Genomic DNA, 17,235 nt, shown 5'->3' on the forward strand with positions numbered 1-17,235 from the left:
ATATTTTAAAAAATTCGGAATATATTCTAGTTATACCCTGCGTGCCTCATAATATTCTTCCGCGCGTGGACCGAAGGCGGCGGAAGATCGGGGGCGACTGGTCGGCCCAAGGACGCCCGCAACAAAAATGGCCCGGCGCGGAACCGGGCCTGGGAAGTCGAAATGCACGGGGACAGGTGCCGGGACCGAAGCCTCGGCACCGATGGAGCGGATCAGAAGTCGCGCTGGACGCGGAAGCGGATCTGCGAGACCGAGTCCTGCGTCGCAGTGCGCGGCACGAAGGTGCCGTTGTTGATGGAAGCGACCGCGTTGTACGCGCCCGGGTTCTTGTCGGCGTCGATCACCCGGCCACTCTTCAGGCCGATCTGAGTGTAAAAGCCCTCGACGCCGATATCGAGGTCCTTCACCGGCGACCAGATCAGGCTCGCACCAGCGACGAACTGGTAAGTGTCGCGCAGGGCCTGGCTCAGCTGATAGAACCGGGTGCCCGGCACGCCGACGGCGTTTGGTCCGGAGATGAGGCTCGATCCCGCAGCGGCGTAAGCTGCGCCCTGAGCGAAACGGGCGCCACGGCCGAAGCTCTGCTCACCGTAGGAGCCGAAGAAGGCCGAACGCCATTCCGGCGACCAGTAGTGCAGGTACGACGCCACCGCCGTGAAGCTCTGCGAGGTCTGCAACTGACCCGTGACGGGGTTAATCGTCGCGTCCGAGAAGAACTGGCTGAACTTCTGGCCCTGGATCGTAGACGGGTTCTGCGCATAGGAGCCGCTAAACGCCGAGTAGCCGGTGTAGAGCTGCGCGCCCTCGCCATAAGCACCCTGAAGGTACAGAGCATCACCCGGCGCAACGAACGGGGTGTTCACCTTTAGGCCGCCCTGAACCGCCCAGCCCTGGACGCTGTTGGTGTGCGCCACGTTGACGTTTGCTCCAGCCGGCACGGCCGTCTGGATATTGCCGACGTTCAGCTCATGCGTGGCGGCCGAGATCTGCGCCGAGCCCCAAGCTTGGTCGAGACGAAGGGCGCCGACGAAGTCGGGCAGACGCTCGCGCTGGACGGTATCGATAGAGTTGACGAGGATCGGAGCGCCTCGGTTATAGGCGACGACGACGGGAGCGACCGGGGAATTATTCACCGAATACGGCGCGAAGATCGGCGTGCGGCGGAAGACCGGGTCTTCCACCGACAGGGTCGCGGACAGACCATTGCCGAAGGTCGCGGTGTAGGCGAACAGGTTGGTGGACGCGTTGTCCGAGCCCAGCGTATTGCCGGTGATCTCGAAATCGTGGGCGTAGAAATCGAAGAACGACGAGGCGCGACCGGCGGTCAGCCCGGCGAACTGGATGAACGCCTTGTCGACGTTCACCTGCTGAATATCGCGCCCGGCGCTGTCGACACCGGTACCGGCGAAGGCCTGGCCGATGCGCACCTGAGTGCCGGAGGTGCCGATGCCGGAATAGCCGGTGCGGGCGCCGGCATCGAGGCGCACGAAGGCGCGCAGCGTGCCGTAGGCGGTCTGGGTGCGGGCATCGAGGTTGATGCGCAGGCGGCCCTGGTAGCCCGACGTGTCACCAGCGTTGCTACCGGCCTGGCGCGAGTTGCTGGTCATGTAGCCGCCCTCGAACCGGGCGCGGCCCGAGATGCGCAGGCAGGTATCGGTGCCGGGGATGTAGAAGAAGCCGGCCCCGAAGGCGGAGCAGACGCGGACGTACTCGATCGGCGCCGCCTTCTTGACCGGCAAGTCTGCGGCATGGGCGGCTCCGACCGCCGCGAAGGCGGCGGCTGAGCCAAGCAGTGAGCTCTTCAAGAGCTTCATAGAAATCTCCAAAGCTTCGAGACCCGATAACAACAACGATCCCGGATTATCCGGTCATCGCAGCGTTTATTTTTGTTTTTATCTGCAATTTTAATGCAGACTTTAGAGATATCCCGCTTCCGAGATTCCTCTTTGCCGGTCCATATGGTGGATCCGCGTTTATCCCGGCAACATCGATTTCATATCTGTTCAGTGATTGCTTTATGTTGTTGCACACTCGCAACGCATTTAAATTTTTAAAAATATCAGTTTGCAAAACGACAGCAAAATCATTATTGATAAGATGGATATTTATTACGAAAGACCTGTGATGTGTATCAAAAAACTGGATAATTACATTCCTGCTCAGGAGCCATGCGCAGAGATGCCTCCGCGCATGGACCTGGCGCCTGCATTGGACCACAGAATCGCCTCGTGCATCTGCTAAGCCGGCAAGGTTCAGCACCTCATCGTCCGAACGCGACGGCCACGAAGGCCGCCGGCCGGCGCGCCCGCGCTGACGGTGATTCGAACGGATGGGAGAATCGCTTCGGGGAATGCGCGCATTCCGGCTGCCGCGGCAGCGGGCCCGAGCGTTGGTCGCGCTGCCGCGCGCGTCCGAATTCCGCCTCGACGAGGCCGGCGCCCCGGCCGGACGACTGACCGACCCTTGGTGTGGGCGCAGGGCGGGAACAGCGCGCGGGCCGCTACCGCATGCCGCCGGACTCAGCGCCCAAGGTCTCTGGCCCGGGCAATGGCCGCCTTGGGCTCGGCGCGGCATCGGGATATCGTTGGTCGGCGGCCAGGACAGCGTGAGGAGCGGACAGACGGTCCGCAGCAGCCTGTCCGGTGGAGCGAGACGGCGCCCGACACGGGTCGAGATACGCGCGAGGCCGCGCCATCGCTTCGCGGCGCCGGTCGGGCCTGGGCGATGCCCCGGCCGAGGCGGGCCACGAAGAGACTAGGCGGAAGGGCTGCGAGCGGTGCCGGGGGACGCGAGATCCCGCCTCTCCGGGCTGACCGCAACGAAAAAGGCCCAGCCGAGGGCTGGGCCTTAAGATCCGTTGAGCACGGGGAGCGGCGCCGGGATCGTTCCCCCGGTGCCGCCTTCGCGGCTTAGAAGTCGCGCTGGACGCGCATGCGGAATGAGGAGTTCGAGTCTTGCGTCGTGGTACGCGGCACAAAGGTGCCGTTGTTGATACCGGCGACGTTCGCGTAGGCGGTCGGGCTCTTGTCCTTGTCGATCACACGCCCGTTCTTGACGCCGATCTGGGTGTAGAAGCCCTCGACACCGATATCGAGGTCCTTCACCGGCGACCAGATCAAGCTCGCACCGACAACGTACTGGTAGGTGTCGCGCAAGGCTTCGCTAAGGTTGTAGAAGGTCGTGCCAGGCGTACCGACGGCGTTCGTGCTGAAGGCGTTCGTGCCGCCCGGGTTGGCCAACGCGAACGCCGCGCCTTGGGCAGCGCGCTGGCTGTTCGAGAAATTCATCTCGCCGTACGACCCGAACACGGCCGAGCGCCACTCAGGCGACCAGTAGTGCAGATATGAGGCAACGACGCTGAAGCTCGTCGACATTTCCATCTGGCCCGTGAACGGGTTGACGGTCGCGTCGTTGAAGAACTGGTTGAACTTCTGGCCCTGGATCGTTGCCGCGTTCTGCGAGTACGAGCCGCTGTACGACGAGTAGCCGGTGTAGAGCTGTGAGCCGACGCCGTAGGCGCCTTGCAGGTAGAGAGCATCGCCCGGGGCGATGAACGGCGTATTGATCTTCAGGCCGCCCTGCACCGCGTAGCCATACGCGTTGCTGGTGTGCGGGATGCTGATGTTGGAGCCGGTGCCGGTGCCGGCACCGTTGGCGACGTTGCCGACGTTCAACTCGTGCACAGCAGCCGAGACCTGGGCGGAGCCCCAGGCCTGGTCGAGGCGGAGAGCGCCGACGAAGTCGGGAAGACGCTCGCGCTGGATCACGTCGACAAAGCTGTAACGGGTCGGCACACCGTTCGTGTAGCCAATGAACACCGGAGCGGGCGAGTTCGTCTGGGCGAAATTCGCGATCGATGCGTTGTTCGTGATACCCGCCGGGTTGTTCGACGGCGAGTAGATCGGGCTGCGGCGGAAGACCGGGTCTTCGACCGAGAGCGTGGCTGACAGGCCGTTGCCGAGGGTGGCGGTGTAGGCGAGCAGGTTGGTGGAGGCGATGTCCGAACCCGCGGTGGCGGCGGCGAACTCGAAATCGTGGGCGTAGAAGTCGAAGAACGACGAGGCGCGACCGGCGGTCAGCCCGGCGAACTGGATGAACGCCTTGTCGACGTTCACGAACTGCTGGTCGCGGCCGAAGCTATCGATGCCGAGGCCCGGGTAGGCCTGGCCGATACGCTGCTGGGTGCCGGAGGTGCCGACGCCGGAATATCCAGTGCGAGCGCCGGCATCGAGACGGACGAAGGCGCGCAGGGTGCCGTAAGCGGTCTGGGTGCGGGCATCGAGATTGATGCGCATGCGGCCCTGGAAGCCCGAGGTGTCGCCGACGTTGGAGCCGTTTTGACGCGAGTAGCTGGTCTGGTACCCGCCCTCGAACCGGGCGCGGCCGGAGAGACGCAGGCAGGTGTCGGTGCCGGGAATATAGAAGAAGCCGGCGCCGTAGGCCGAGCAGACGCGGACGTACTCGATCGGGACCGCCTTCTTGACCGGCAGGTCGGCGGCGTGGGCGGCTCCGATCGCGACGAACGCGGTGGCGGAACCGAGCAGCGAGCTCTTCAAGAGCTTCATAGACATCTCCAAAGCTTCGAGACCCAATGATGCGGACACGCCCGGTTTTCCGGATCTAGCCGCACGTTTTGTAGGTTTGGCCTGCGTCTTGAGCGGCAGGCTCCTGCGGGCTCTCGCTTGGCGATGCCCCCGTGCACGATCACCATGTGCGAACGGGTTTCGGCGAGCAATCAGAATTCGGCTCGGATAAATTGGTTCCTGTGCGATGTTGCCGCCCGGCAACAATATCAGAACGCCTTAGCCGGCAACAGCTTGCCGGATGTAATGGTATGCATTTCGAGGCGGCAGAGGTGCCGCCGAACCAGGCACAGCCGGCGTCGCGGCGACGGCTGGAAGGGTCGGCGGCCCCGGCCCTGCGGCCAGGGCCGGGGATTATTGATCATCGGCTCGTCCGGGTCCCGGAAACGACGTTTCGGAGCGAAACGAACACGCCCGCGAGGCCACCTCACATCGGCGGCGTCAGGCCGTCCTTGCCGACCGCGACGCGGCGGGCCGTGACCGTGCCGTCCGCGCCGCGCGCGGCGACCACGAACGCCTTGGCGCCGGCGGAGATCGCAGCCGCATCCGCGGGCTCGAAGGTGACCACCGGGGCCTGCGGCGGGACCAGGATCTGGATCGACTGGCCCTTGCCGTAATCCACCGTGAGGGTGCGCTCGGCGCCGCTGCCACTCGCCTTGACGGTGCCGTTGGTCATCGCGCTCTTCACCCGTGGGGCGTCCGGCGCAGTCGCGGGGGCGGCGGCCTTCACGGTGCCGTTGGTCATCGTGCTCTTCACCGCCGAGCCGCCGGTGCGATCGGGGATCACGTCCCAGTCGTAATGGCCCTCGCCGGTGCCCCGCATCGATTCGGGAAACAGCACGACCTCAAGAGCCACTGGCGGTTCGCCCTTGGTGGCGGTGCCGATGAACACGCCGTCCTTGATCTGGTCGAGCTGGGCCGGGATCACCCAGGAGACCTTGGCGTCGGGCGCGAGCATCACCCGCTCGCTCTTGCCGTCCAGGGTCTTGAGGGTGAAGCCGCCACCCTCGACGGCCTCGATCGTGCCGCGCAGGCGCTCGGGAGGCGCGGCGGCCTGCGCACCGGTGGCGAGGGTCAGCAGGCTCGCCAGGGCGAGTATGGGGAATCGTACCATGTCGGGTCCTCTCGCCGCCGAAACGCGGGCGGCGGACAGGACCTGGGACTCAGGCCGGCCGTGTCAGCCCCGGCCGGCCTGCGATATCGTGACCGGCAGCGGGGCTGTCACTGAAACGGCGCCGCTCAGGCCGGGAGCGCCAGCAGGGCGAGGCCGGCCGCCGCGACGCCGGCACCGAGGGCCGGGGCAGCGCGCGTCGCACCGAGCCGCGAGGCGGCCATCCCGAGGCCGATCCCTGCCGCGTGCAGGAGCGCGGTGGCGGCCAGGAAGCCGAGGCCGAAGGACAGGCCCGAGGCGGTCTCCGGCATCTCGATGCCGTGGGCGTAGCCGTGGAACACGGCGAACACCCCGACCAGGCTGGCGAGCAGCGCCACAGGCGCCCGCAGGCCGATGATCGCGGCAAGGCCGAAGACCACGATGGAGAGCGCGATCCCGGTCTCGGCATAGGGCAAGGCCACGCCCGCCATGCCGAGCCCCGCCCCGACGCTCATCAGCGCCAGGAACGACAGGGGCAGCGCCCAGAGGGCCCGCCCGCCGCGCAGAGCGGCCAGCAGGCCGACCGCGACCATCGCCAGCACGTGGTCAGCGCCCATCAGCGGGTGCAGGAAACCGGCCTCCGCGCCGAGCGCGGCGCCATGACCGGGATGGGCCAGAGCCGCCTGCGGCAGCAGCGCGAGCGCGGCGGGAAGGGCGGACAGGGGAGCGGCGAGGAAGCGCTTCATCGGTGATCCTTCAAGGTCTGCCTCCGATGTAGCGCCGATCCCCCGGCTCTGCGAGGGCTGGCCGCCCGGAGCGCTGTCCCGTCCGGGCTCAGAGCGTCATCGCCGCGTGGACGGCGCTCGGCTCCAGCGGTTCCAGGAAAGCGGCGCCGATGCCGTGCTCGAAATGGCGGACGACCCGGGCCGCCCGGCTGCCGACCCGGATCGTCTCACCGATCCCCACCGCCCGGTCGATCAGCAGGCCGATGCCGGAGGCCGAGACGTTGAGGACGTGCCCTGAAAAGGACAGCCCGCATTCGAGGGTGATCTCGACGGTCTTCTGCGCCGGCACGATGCGGTGGTGACCGCGGATCGGCTCCGGACGGAAGTTTTGGGCGCGCGCCAAGGTCACGAACTGTCTCGCCAGCCCGTTGAGAGTCGCGCGACCGCCGCGGACCCCGACGACGAAGTCCTGGCCGGCGACCTGGGTGATCCGCACCTCCAGCTGCCCGATATGGCGGATGCTGCAGGTCAGGTCCTCTCCCGCCGCCAGCCGGGCCGACGACCGGAGCCGGATGCCCTCCGCCGTGACGTCGGCGGTCACTGCGTAGAAATCCTGCCTGCGCGGGTTCCAGCACAGAGCCGGCAACACGACGACGTGTCGTGGGCCCGCTTGGCCGGTCATCGGTGCATTATCGCAGTTTGATCCATCGCGCGGCTTCTGCGGGGCCGAAGCCTGCGAAGAGCTTCCGGATTTCGATAAAAACGCGCCGTTTGTCGGCCGCTATCCCGTGCTGATTTCGATCTTCAACCCCTGGGCGCATCCAGGCCTCCGCAGCGGTAGCATACCGATACAGCCGGAACTCCGGCTTCCCGCGCGCGTAACGGTCTCGCCTTCGGGCGCCCTGCGCGGGAGGAGCCGAGCCGTGGAGGTGATCCACAAAGACCCGCCGATGCCCGAGGAGATCGCCGCGGGCTTCTACCCAGCCTTCGAGGACGGCTGGCGCAAGGCCGAGATCGCCGGCCGCTTCGGGATGCTGGCCTTTGTGGCGATCTGTGCGCTCGGCCTCCTCGGGCACGGGCCGTTCAGCGAGCGCACCCGAACCAACGCCGACGACTCGATCACCATCCGGTACGAGCCGGTGGTCCGGTTCGGCGCCCCGACGATCCTGCGGCTCGATACCCGCGTGCCCCCGGGGGGCGACAAAGTGGCGGTGACCATCGCCAAGAACCTCGTCGACCTGTTCGGCCTGGAGAGCATCACGCCCCGCCCCGAGACCTGGCAGATCGCGGGCGCCAACATCCGGCTGGTCTTCCCGGTGCAGACGGGCGAGACCCGCGCGCTGATCCGCTTCACCGGATCGCCGAGCTTCCACGGCGGCGTCGACCTTACGGCCCATCTCGACGCCGGCGAGACCCTGTCCTGGTCGCAATACGCGGTGCCGTAGCCATGAACACCGTCGTCAAGGCCGCGGCGGCCTACCTCATCGTCCTGTTCGTGATCCGGCTGATCGGGCGGCGCACGGCGAGCCAGCAGGCGCCGATCGATATGGTCGTGCTGTTCCTGTTCGGCGGCCTCAGCGTCAGCGCCGTGCTCGGCGACGACCATTCCTTCACCGGGGCCATGAGCGCGCTGCTCACGGTGGGACTGATGCACGTCGCCGTCTCCTGGCTGAAGCTCCGCTTCGTCTGGTTCGAGCGGATCGTCGACGGCACGCCGATCGTCGTCTATCGCGACGGGGTCTGGGACGAGGCGCGCATGCGGCAGCTGCGCATGCAGCAAGCCGACATCCGCACCGCCGCCCGCCAGCAGGGCCTGGACGACCTCGACAAGGTCGCGGTCGGCATCGTCGAACGCGACGGAAAGGTCTCGATCATCGAGAAGGCGTGAAGGGATCGGCAGGGCCAACCGTCAGCCGCGACATGGGTGCTCGACGCCGCCGGCCATCTGAATACAAGATACCAACATGCGCTGCCGCCGGGGCGGCGTGGCCGGATCGTTGCACCGCCCCCCCATCGTCGCGCGGCGCAGACATCGACGCGATCGCACAGGACAGGATTTCCCGTGAGAGATTTCTCCGCACCCGGGCGCTCCCCGGTCTATGCCGCGAACGCCGCCGTCGCGACCTCGCACCCGCTGGCGACCCTGACGGCCATCGAGATCCTGCGCGCGGGCGGCAACGCCGTCGATGCCGGCATCGCGGCGGTGGCGGTGCAATGCGTGGTCGATCCGCTGATGACCGGCATCGGCGGCGACTGCTTCTCGCTCTACGCGCCGGCGGGTGCCTCCGTGCCGATCGCGCTGGACGGCTCGGGCCGGGCCCCGGCCGCGGCTACGCCCGACTGGTACGCCGAGCACGGCGTCGCCATCACGCCGACTTCGCCGCACGCGGTCACGGTGCCGGGGGCGGTGGGCGCCTGGGACCTGCTGGTCCGCCAGCACGGCACCCGTCCCTTGAGCGAGCTGCTCCAGCCGGCCATCGGCTATGCTGAGAACGGCTTCGTGATTCAGCAGCGCGTCGGCTGGGACTGGCAGCGCTGCGTCCCCCGGGTCGCGGGCGATCCCCACGCCGCCGCGACCTACCTGGTCGGCGGTGAAGCCCCGGCGATCGGCAGCGTCTTCCGCCTGCCGAAGCTCGCGGCGACGCTCCGGCGCATCGCCGAGGAGGGTCCGCGCGGCTTCTATGAAGGGCCGGTGGCCGACGACATGGTCCGGCGCCTCAACGAACTCGGCGGCCTGCACACCGCCGAAGATTTCGCCGCCGCGCGTCCGGACGTGGTCACGCCGGTCTCCACCCGCTACCGCGGCTACGACGTCTACGAGTGCCCGCCCGCCGGTCAGGGGCTGGCCACCCTGATGATGCTGAACGTGCTCTCCCATTATGATGTGGGTGCGCTGTCGGACCTCGACCGGCTCCACCTGTTCGCCGAGACCTGCAAGCAGGCCTATCACCACCGCGACGTGCTATTCGGCGACGCCGACCTCGCCCGGGTGCCGGTGGAGCACCTGCTCTCGGACGCCTGGAAGGCCGCCGCCCATGGGGCGATCGACATGAGCCGGGCGCGGCCGCCCAAAATCTATCCCGAGATCGCTCGGGAGGTCGCGGAAGGGCGCGCCCACAAGGACACGGTCTATCTCTGCGTGGTCGATCGGGACGGCAACGCGCTGTCGCTGATCAACTCGGTGTTCCAGGGCTTCGGCTCGGGGATCCTGGCGCCGGAGAGCGGCGTGCTGCTGCACAACCGCGGCCTGTCTTTCCGCACGGAGGCCGGGCACCCGAACAGCATCGGGCCGGGCAAGCGGCCGATGCACACGATCATCCCGGGCATGCTGATGAAGAACGGCCAAGCGGTCGCGCCCTTCGGTGTGATGGGCGGCCATTACCAGGCCATGGGCCATGTCGAACTGCTGTCGGGCCTCCTCGACCGGGGCCTCGACGTGCAGGAAGCGCTCGATGCCCCGCGCAGCTTCGCCTATGGCGGCAGCCTGGAACTGGAGGGCGGCATCCCCGACGCCGCAATGGCCGGCCTGATCGAACGCGGCCACCCGGCGATCCGGGCGCCGCTGCCGCTCGGCGGCGGCCAGATCATCTGGATCGACCGCGCAGCCGGCACGCTGGTGGCCGGCTCTGACCCGCGCAAGGACGGGGCGGCTTTGGGGTATTGAGGGGCAAGGGGGCCGCCTTCGCGGCGACCGGACCAAAGGTGTCCGACGCAAAGAGGAGCCCCTCTCCCGTGCGGACTGGCGGATTCACGCATCATGTTCGGTCGTAAGCGCCGGAAACACCACGCGTTTTACCTTCCCCCTTGCGGGGAGGGGGGCAGGGGTGGGGGTGGTGCAGGAGGCACCGTCACGCGCAATCCTGAGCGACCCCCACCTCCGACTCTTCCCCGCAAGGGGGAGGAGCGCGCGTCGCGCCTTCCACCAGCCGATGTGTGAACATCGTAGCCCGTGCGGGAGGGGGCCTGGATAAGGGGTGCGACCTCGCTGGAAAGACCGGATCCCCCAACTCAACCCTCGCCCCGCAAGCGGGGCGAGGAGATGATTGCCCGCACGCCTCAGCGAACGCGCAGGCCTTTGCACAGCCGGCCCGAACCCACTCCATCAATCCGCAAGCTGCGCGGCCCGCGGGTCCCCCTTCAGGCCCGCATCCGCACATAAGTCCCCGGCGCCGGGCCGAGTGATGGGAGCGCGTCGCCGCCGGGCTTGCGGGCCGGGACGCGCTCGGGGGCCTGGGCTTCGATCCATTGAAACCAGTAAGGCCACCACGAGCCCTTGGTCTCGGCCGCTGCCGCGATCCAGTCCTTCAACTCGCCCTTGACCGGACCGCCGGTCCAGTAGCCGTATTTCGGCTTGTAGGGCGGGTTGACCACCCCGGCGATGTGGCCGGAGCCGGCCAGCACGTAATCGACCTTGCCGCCGAAGGTCTTGGAACCCTCGAACACTGAGATCGCCGGAGCGATGTGGTCCTCTCGGGTGGCGAGATTGAAGATCGGGACCTGAACTTTCTTCAGGTCGAGCCGGACGTTGCCGAGCACCATCCGGCCCTGGGCCAGGCTGTTCTCGAGATAGCAATTGCGCAGGTAGAACGAGTGATTGGCCGCCGGCATCCGGGTGGCGTCGGAATTCCAGTACAGAAGGTCGAACGCCGAGGGCGGCTTGCCCTTGATGTAGTTGTTGACGACGTAGGACCAGATCATGTCGTTCGGCCGCAGCATGTTGAAGGCGTTGGCCATGCGGCTCCCCTCCAAGTAGCCCCGCTCGGCCATCCGCGCCTCGACCTGACGGATCTGCTCCTCATCGGCGAAGACCTTGAGGTCGCCCGCATGGGTGAAATCGACCTGTGTGGTCAGCAGGGTCGCGCTCTTGATCCGGCGGTTGCCGGTGGCGGCCTGCATGGCGAGCGTCACCGCGAGCAGGGTCCCTCCGACGCAATAGCCGGCCGCATGCACCTCGGTCTCGCCGGTGGCGACGCCGATCGCGTCGATCGCCGCCTCAATGCCCTCGCGCATGTAGGACTCGAAATCCTTGTCGGCGTGGCGGGCATCCGGGTTCACCCAGGAGATGCAGAACACCGTCAGCCCCTGATCGACCATCCACTTCAGGAAGCTCTTCTGGGGATTGAGGTCGAGGATGTAGAACTTGTTGATCCAGGGCGGCACCATCAGGAACGGCCGCTTGAGTACGGTCTCGGTGGTGGGCGCGTACTGGATCAGCTCGATCAGGTCGTTGCGGAACACCACCTCACCGGGGGTCACGGCGATGTTGCGCCCGACCTCGAATCCGCTCGGATCGGTCTGGCGGACCCGCAGCTGCCCGCCGCCGGCCGCCAGATCCTCCTCGTACATCTTCAGGCCGCGGACGAGATTGGCGCCGCTCTCCTGCAGGGTGTGGCGGATCAGCTCCGGGTTGGTCGGCAGGAAGTTCGACGGCGACAGCATGCTGGTGAGCTGGCGCAGGTAGAACTGCGCCTTGTGGTGGGTGTGCTCGTCGATGCCCTGGGCTTCGTCGACGAGACTCTCGGCCCAGCGGGTCGCGATCAGGTAGCCCTGCTTGATGAAGTCGAAATACGGGTTGGTCGACCACTCGGAATCGCTGAAGCGCCCGTCCCGGGGCTCGGGCACCGCCACCGGGTCGGCCGGCTGGCCCTGGAGCCGCATGTAGGTGGTGCCCCACAGGGTCAGGAAGGCCTGGGACAGCTTCGCCTGCGCCTCGGCGCTTCGGTTCGGGTCCGCCAGCCACGATTCGGCGATCTGCCCGAGGGTCTTGACCGCCTCGTTAATTTCACCGGAGGGAGCGCCGGCCTGGGCCTCGGGCGTGAGCATGCGGGCGGCGCTGCGTCCCAGCGCTTCCACGAACTGCCCGGCATTGCGCGACAGGGCCTCGATATCCGGCATCGGCGGGGTGATGCCGTCCGGCAGGGCGCCGTTCGCCAGGGATGTCCGAGCGGCAGCCTGGTCCGGCGCCTGCGTCCGCGGGCTCGTCACGCGTGCCTCCCTGTGTATGTTTCGGCTCGACTGATCATGAGCCTCGTTTCCGACAAATTAGGGAGCGAGCGAGAGGTTGCACCAGCCCGGTTGCGCAGGTCGTCGAAACATCCGGGCGTTCTTCTCATACCTTTGTGTCCAGGCCTTTGTGCCCATGCGCCGCGCCTTTTTGAAGCCTGACCTGCTCGCCGCCCGGCTCTTCGGTGGCCGGGGACCGGCGCCGGCCATCGCCGCAACGGTCCTGGGCCTGCTCGCGGCGCCGCTCGCCGCCTGCTCGGGGGATGCGGTGCGCACGCTCGCCACCGATGCCGGCTACGGCCCCCGGGTCGTGGCCGCTCCGGATTTCGTGACCGAATCGCGCAGCAAGGAGGCGCCGGCCTTCATGCCGGTGGGAGTCGATGCGCCGAAGCGCCCGGTCCGGGCCAAGTCGTCCGAGGGTCAGAAGGCGCTGGAGGCCGAACTCGAAGGCGCCCGCGGCCGCAACGAGTCCCGCGGGCGCGCCGCCGAGAGCGCCGGCCGGGGAGCGGCCGCGGCGATCAAGCCCGCACCGGCGGCGCAATAACGCGCCCGGTCCGACCCGGATTTTTGAGGGTCGGCGGCGGCGCGCAACTCTGCTAGAGCGATTCGTTCGCGCGCCCGCCATGAACGAGAGACGCCAGATTCGGGACGCGCCGATGGACACGCCGATGACCGATTTCCACCGCATCAAGCGCCTGCCGCCCTACGTGTTCGAGCAGGTCAACCGGATCAAGGCAACCGCCCGAGCTCAGGGCGCCGACATCATCGATCTCGGCATGGGCAACCCGGACCTCGACGCCCCCAAGCACGTCATCGCCAAGCTGTGCGAGACGGCCGGGCGCCCGCGGACCGACCGCTATTCTGCCTCCAAGGGCATCGCCGGGCTGCGCAAGGCCCAGGCCGGCTACTACCAGCGCCGCTTCGGCGTGAGCCTCAACCCCGACACCCAGGTGGTAGCGACGTTGGGCTCGAAGGAGGGCTTCGCCAACATGGCCCAGGCGATCACCGCTCCGGGCGATGTCGTGCTGGTGCCGAACCCGAGCTATCCGATCCACGCCTTCGGCTTCCTGATGGCCGGCGGCGTGATCCGCTCCGTCCCGGCCGAGCCGACCCCGGCCATGTTCCCGGCCCTCGAGCGGGCCATGCGCCACTCGATCCCCAAGCCGGTCGCCCTGGTGGTCTGCTACCCCTCGAACCCGACCGCCTACGTGGCCGATCTCGACTTCTACCGGGACCTCGTCGCCTTCGCGAAGCAGCACGAGCTGATCCTGCTCTCGGATCTCGCCTACGCGGAGGTCTATTTCGACGGCAAGCCGCCGCCCTCGGTCCTGCAGGTCCCGGGCGCGATCGACTGCACGGTGGAGTTCACCTCCCTGTCGAAGACCTATTCCATGGCCGGCTGGCGCATGGGCTTCGCGGTGGGCAACGAGCGCCTGCTGGCGGCGCTCTCCCGGGTGAAGTCGTATCTCGATTACGGCGCCTTCACGCCGATCCAGGTCGCCGCCACCGCGGCCCTCAACGGCCCGGACGATTGCATCGACGAGATGCGGGCGACCTACCGCAAGCGCCGCGACGCGCTGGTGGAATCCTTCGGCAAGGCCGGCTGGACCATCCCGGCGCCGGCGGCCTCGATGTTCGCTTGGGTGCCGATCCCGGACCGCTACCGGGAGATGGGCAGCCTCGAATTCTCGAAGCTGCTGCTCGAGAAGTCCGACGTCGCCGTGGCGCCTGGCATCGGCTTCGGCGAGTTCGGCGACGAGTATGTCCGCATCGCCCTCGTCGAGAACGAGCAGCGGATCCGGCAGGCCGCGCGCAACATTCGCCGGTTCTTCGACGGCGGCGACAAGACTCTGCACAACGTCGTGCCGATGGCCCGGGCCGTCTGAGGCTGCTCCGATTGTTGCCGGCGGGCGACAGGCGCCGTCAAAGGCGCCGCCGTCCCCCGCCGGCGCTTGTCAGAGCGGATCGCGATGCGCAGGGTCGGGGACGGGGGTCCTCCCGCGTCCCGAGAGTTGCATGCGCCGCCTGAACCTCATCGCCGCCCTGCTGCTCGCCGCCGCGGCCTCGGCCTGCGCGCCGAACCCGATCATCGCTCGGGATCCGGTGCCGGCGCCGGGCCCGACGGATGTCTACGCGTGCGATTCCAAGCCGTTGCCGGTCAACGCCTTCATCTCGGATTGCCGGCCGGTGCCGGCGAGCCCGCAGGTCGTTCTGCGCGCCCGCGGCTGAGCAGATTCCGGTAACCGGTCGATCCGCATGCGCCGGACAGGCCGTCCGCAATAAGCTAGAGTGTTGGCCTGATGCCGGCCCGGCCGGCCCCGTGACGGAGCATTGCGTGAGCACCAAGACCCTGATCGCCGCCGGACTGCTCGGTCTCGTCGCCCAGGCTGCCGCCGCCGAGCCGGCCTTCCCGCCGGGAGTCCCGCAGCCGCGCGCCTACGTGTTCACCGCCCCCAATGGCCCGACGGTGCTGCAGGCCGAGGGCTGCTGCCAGGTGGTGGTGCCGCCGGGCCGCCCCGATCTCGCCGTGCCGCCCGTCCCGGTGGCCCAGGTCATGAACGGCGGCGGCTTCGGCTATACCGGCTTCGACTATTACAACGACCAGATCACCGAGGGTCGCTTCGGCGCGCAGCGGCGCCCGAAGGAGTTCGTGATCGCTCCGTCCTACATCGTGCCGCCGCGCTACTGAGCCGAACGCGGGGCCTCAATCCTTGTGCGGATCGTGGCCCCAGTTCATCAGCGACATCCGCCACGGCGAGTCGGGGTCCTTCTTGGCCTCGCCGCCCTGCTTGAGATGGCGGTGCACGTAGCCCACGACCTTGCGCATGGCGGCGTAGTCGTCGTCGGTCAGGTCCGCCTTCTTCTTGTCCTTGATCGCCAGGATGCGCCGGCCCATCGCGTGGCCCGTGGATTCGTCGCCGTCCTTCTTCTGGCCGACCGTTTTGCTGGCCTCGCCGTCGAGGTGCTTGCGCAACGCCGCCGGCGTCATGTTGACGGCCTCGTTGAAATCACTCCACGTCGCCGCGTGATCGTCGTCCGCCATCCGGGCTGCCTCCGCGTTCCTGCCTGATCGTCCCGGACAACGCAACGGCCGCCGACCGGCTCGCGCCCCACCCTGCGGTCGGGCGCCGCACGCATCCCGCGGTGACGGCCCATCCGGCGTTTACAGGGCGGCATCCGGCGGGTATCACCCCGGCCCAACCGATCATCCTCTTTCCCGAAAAACCAAATGCGCGCCGAGATCGAGCAAGCCTCGGATGCCGCCAAGCAGTCTATAGGGCTGCTGAGGAGGCATCTTTGACTGGGATACCGTCGATAAACGCCTCGCGGAGCTGAACGCAGCGTCCGAGAACCCGGACCTGTGGAACGACGCCGAGGCCGCGCAGAAGGTCATGCGCGAGCGCCAGCAGCTCGACGAGGCGGTCTCCGCCATCCGTAAGCTGGAGCGCGATCTTGAAGACGGCGCGACGCTGATCGAGCTCGGCGAGATGGAGGGCGATGCGGCCTCGATCCGCGAGGGCGAGGCCGCGATCCTGGCCGTCGAGAAGGAGGCCGCGAGCCGGCAGGTCGAGACCTTGCTTTCCGGCGAGGCCGACGGGTTCGACACCTATCTGGAAGTCCATGCCGGGGCCGGCGGCACCGAGAGCCAGGACTGGGCCAACATGCTCCAGCGCATGTACGCTCGCTGGGCCGAGCGCCGGAAGTACAAGGTCGAGGTCGTCGAGATGACCGACGGCGAAGAGGCGGGGATCAAGGGCGCCACGCTCCTGATCAAGGGCCACAACGCCTATGGCTGGCTCAAGACCGAGTCCGGCGTGCACCGGCTGGTGCGGATCTCGCCCTACGATTCCAGCGCCCGGCGGCACACCAGCTTCGCCAGCGTCTGGGTCTATCCGGTGATCGACGACCGGATCGAGATCGAGATCAAGGAATCCGACTGCCGGATCGACACCTACCGGTCCTCCGGCGCCGGCGGCCAGCACGTCAACACCACCGACTCGGCGGTGCGCATCACCCACAACCCGACCGGGATCGTGGTGGCGTGTCAGCAGGAGCGCTCCCAGCACAAGAACCGCGCCACGGCGTGGAACATGCTGCGCGCCCGGCTCTATGAGGCCGAGCTGAAGAAGCGCGAAGAGAAGGCCAGCGCCGAAGCCGCGGCCAAGACCGATATCGGCTGGGGTCACCAGATCCGATCCTACGTGCTCCAGCCCTATCAGCTGGTGAAGGACCTGCGCACCGGCACCCAATCCACCGACCCGGACGAGGTCCTCGACGGCGCTCTCGACCCGTTCATGGAGGCCTCGCTTGCCCAGCGGGTCTATGGCGGCGCGGAGGAAGTCGAGGACATCGACTGATTTTTTAGTCAGTCGGGACGGCTGCCGCATCCCCGCCCGTCGCCCCGCCGCCTCTATGGGCTACGGCGTGTACGGAAGGATTCTGTTGCGCCCATGAGCACGTCGGCGAGCCTGGCTGCGAAGGTTTGCCGGCCGCGGGCGATGACGTTGGGACCGACCGGTTGGCTTGCCGGCGACGTTCCGGCCGCCGTGGCGGGCGACGATCCAGGAGAACCAGGCGAGGGAGCCGGGCGAATAGGGATAGCGCAGGCGCGCCGTGACGCCTTCGCGGGCTCGGCCGTGGGCGGCCACGGCGTCCGTCCGATCCCATTCTTGCGCAAGCGGGCTTCGCAGCGAGCGGCCCGAGCGCCTGTTCGGGTTCGTTGGAACGGCGGCCCAAGACCCACGCTCTCCCGCGGGCTTGGTGCCCCTCAGGGCTATCGGTTTCTCGCTTGCCTCCGCGCCCGGATGCTTACCCGGGGACGGTAAAGGCAAGT

At 67.7% G+C, this 17,235-nt stretch carries 16 protein-coding genes; 8 read left to right on the forward strand and 8 right to left on the reverse strand.

The features are described from left to right. Positions 1–212: 212 nt before the first annotated feature. The 6 genes from BM228_RS02020 to BM228_RS02040 form a co-directional block, all read right to left on the reverse strand. Positions 213–1,814 carry a porin gene (locus BM228_RS02020; protein ID WP_092036647.1) on the reverse strand — a complete coding sequence of 534 codons (1,602 nt, stop codon included), beginning with the start codon at positions 1,812–1,814 and terminating at the stop codon, positions 213–215. 46 nt (positions 1,815–1,860) lie between these two features. Next, entirely contained in the window at positions 1,861–2,259 is a 399-nt protein-coding gene (locus tag BM228_RS33545) for a hypothetical protein (RefSeq protein WP_139234031.1), read from the reverse strand. Between the two features lie 650 nt (positions 2,260–2,909). Beyond that, positions 2,910–4,565, reverse strand: a complete 1,656-nt coding sequence (locus BM228_RS02025) for a porin (protein ID WP_092036649.1) — start codon at positions 4,563–4,565, stop codon at positions 2,910–2,912. A gap of 445 nt (positions 4,566–5,010) precedes the next feature. Next, a complete protein-coding gene (locus tag BM228_RS02030) occupies positions 5,011–5,697 on the reverse strand; it encodes a metal ABC transporter permease (RefSeq protein ID WP_092036651.1) in 687 nt (228 codons plus the stop codon). Positions 5,698–5,822: 125 nt separating this feature from the next. After that, positions 5,823–6,419: a HupE/UreJ family protein gene (locus BM228_RS02035; protein ID WP_092036654.1), complete on the reverse strand. Its 597-nt coding sequence runs from the start codon at positions 6,417–6,419 to the stop codon at positions 5,823–5,825. Positions 6,420–6,507: 88 nt separating this feature from the next. Then, complete coding sequence (locus BM228_RS02040) at positions 6,508–7,080, reverse strand: pilus assembly protein PilZ (RefSeq protein ID WP_092036656.1); 573 nt, start codon at positions 7,078–7,080, stop codon at positions 6,508–6,510. 241 nt (positions 7,081–7,321) lie between these two features. On the opposite strand from BM228_RS02040, the gene BM228_RS02045 reads away from it, so the two are divergent. From BM228_RS02045 to BM228_RS02055, 3 genes are all read left to right on the forward strand, one after another. Continuing rightward, on the forward strand, positions 7,322–7,843 hold the full coding sequence (locus BM228_RS02045; RefSeq protein ID WP_092036658.1) for a hypothetical protein: 522 nt from the start codon (positions 7,322–7,324) through the stop codon (positions 7,841–7,843). Positions 7,844–7,845: 2 nt separating this feature from the next. Continuing rightward, positions 7,846–8,286 (forward strand): DUF421 domain-containing protein, encoded by a 441-nt coding sequence (locus BM228_RS02050; RefSeq protein WP_058193992.1) that lies wholly within the window; start codon positions 7,846–7,848, stop codon positions 8,284–8,286. Positions 8,287–8,460: 174 nt separating this feature from the next. After that, entirely contained in the window at positions 8,461–10,062 is a 1,602-nt protein-coding gene (locus BM228_RS02055; RefSeq protein ID WP_092036660.1) for a gamma-glutamyltransferase family protein, read from the forward strand. Between the two features lie 473 nt (positions 10,063–10,535). On the opposite strand, the gene BM228_RS02060 is transcribed toward BM228_RS02055, so the two are convergent. Next, positions 10,536–12,293 (reverse strand): PHA/PHB synthase family protein, encoded by a 1,758-nt coding sequence (locus BM228_RS02060; protein WP_092036777.1) that lies wholly within the window; start codon positions 12,291–12,293, stop codon positions 10,536–10,538. 244 nt (positions 12,294–12,537) lie between these two features. On the opposite strand from BM228_RS02060, the gene BM228_RS02065 reads away from it, so the two are divergent. The 4 genes from BM228_RS02065 to BM228_RS02080 all read left to right on the forward strand — a co-directional run bounded on the left by BM228_RS02065 (position 12,538) and on the right by BM228_RS02080 (position 15,090). Further along, positions 12,538–12,945: a hypothetical protein gene (locus BM228_RS02065; RefSeq protein ID WP_092036662.1), complete on the forward strand. Its 408-nt coding sequence runs from the start codon at positions 12,538–12,540 to the stop codon at positions 12,943–12,945. Positions 12,946–13,069: 124 nt separating this feature from the next. Next, positions 13,070–14,287 (forward strand): LL-diaminopimelate aminotransferase, encoded by a 1,218-nt coding sequence (locus BM228_RS02070; RefSeq protein WP_092036779.1) that lies wholly within the window; start codon positions 13,070–13,072, stop codon positions 14,285–14,287. A gap of 130 nt (positions 14,288–14,417) precedes the next feature. Then, entirely contained in the window at positions 14,418–14,630 is a 213-nt protein-coding gene (locus BM228_RS02075; RefSeq protein ID WP_092036664.1) for a hypothetical protein, read from the forward strand. A gap of 106 nt (positions 14,631–14,736) precedes the next feature. After that, positions 14,737–15,090: a hypothetical protein gene (locus BM228_RS02080; RefSeq protein WP_092036666.1), complete on the forward strand. Its 354-nt coding sequence runs from the start codon at positions 14,737–14,739 to the stop codon at positions 15,088–15,090. A gap of 15 nt (positions 15,091–15,105) precedes the next feature. Here the strand turns inward: BM228_RS02080 and BM228_RS02085 are convergent, their stop codons facing one another. Continuing rightward, on the reverse strand, positions 15,106–15,444 hold the full coding sequence (locus tag BM228_RS02085; RefSeq protein ID WP_092036668.1) for a DUF3140 domain-containing protein: 339 nt from the start codon (positions 15,442–15,444) through the stop codon (positions 15,106–15,108). A gap of 186 nt (positions 15,445–15,630) precedes the next feature. Between BM228_RS02085 and prfB the strand changes: the two genes are divergently transcribed. After that, positions 15,631–16,759, forward strand: a protein-coding gene (gene prfB, locus BM228_RS02090; protein ID WP_139234032.1) for a peptide chain release factor 2 whose coding sequence is annotated in 2 segments (ribosomal slippage) — positions 15,631–15,699 and positions 15,701–16,759 — 1,128 coding nt in all. Because the reading frame shifts where the segments join, the coding sequence is not laid out codon by codon here. Positions 16,760–17,235: the final 476 nt, after the last annotated feature.

It is taken from the genome of Methylobacterium pseudosasicola (assembly GCF_900114535.1).
Taxonomy (GTDB): domain Bacteria; phylum Pseudomonadota; class Alphaproteobacteria; order Rhizobiales; family Beijerinckiaceae; genus Methylobacterium; species Methylobacterium pseudosasicola.

Coding starts and splice junctions, on each gene's coding strand:
- BM228_RS02020 (WP_092036647.1), bottom strand. CDS start 1,814: ATGAAGCTCTTGAAGAGCTCACTGCTTGGCTCAGCCGCCGCCTTCGCG.
- BM228_RS02025 (WP_092036649.1), bottom strand. CDS start 4,565: ATGAAGCTCTTGAAGAGCTCGCTGCTCGGTTCCGCCACCGCGTTCGTC.
- BM228_RS02030 (WP_092036651.1), bottom strand. CDS start 5,697: ATGGTACGATTCCCCATACTCGCCCTGGCGAGCCTGCTGACCCTCGCC.
- BM228_RS02035 (WP_092036654.1), bottom strand. CDS start 6,419: ATGAAGCGCTTCCTCGCCGCTCCCCTGTCCGCCCTTCCCGCCGCGCTC.
- BM228_RS02040 (WP_092036656.1), bottom strand. CDS start 7,080: ATGACCGGCCAAGCGGGCCCACGACACGTCGTCGTGTTGCCGGCTCTG.
- BM228_RS02050 (WP_058193992.1), top strand. CDS start 7,846: ATGAACACCGTCGTCAAGGCCGCGGCGGCCTACCTCATCGTCCTGTTC.
- BM228_RS02060 (WP_092036777.1), bottom strand. CDS start 12,293: ATGCCGGATATCGAGGCCCTGTCGCGCAATGCCGGGCAGTTCGTGGAA.
- BM228_RS02065 (WP_092036662.1), top strand. CDS start 12,538: ATGCGCCGCGCCTTTTTGAAGCCTGACCTGCTCGCCGCCCGGCTCTTC.
- BM228_RS02070 (WP_092036779.1), top strand. CDS start 13,070: ATGACCGATTTCCACCGCATCAAGCGCCTGCCGCCCTACGTGTTCGAG.
- BM228_RS02075 (WP_092036664.1), top strand. CDS start 14,418: ATGCGCCGCCTGAACCTCATCGCCGCCCTGCTGCTCGCCGCCGCGGCC.
- BM228_RS02085 (WP_092036668.1), bottom strand. CDS start 15,444: ATGGCGGACGACGATCACGCGGCGACGTGGAGTGATTTCAACGAGGCC.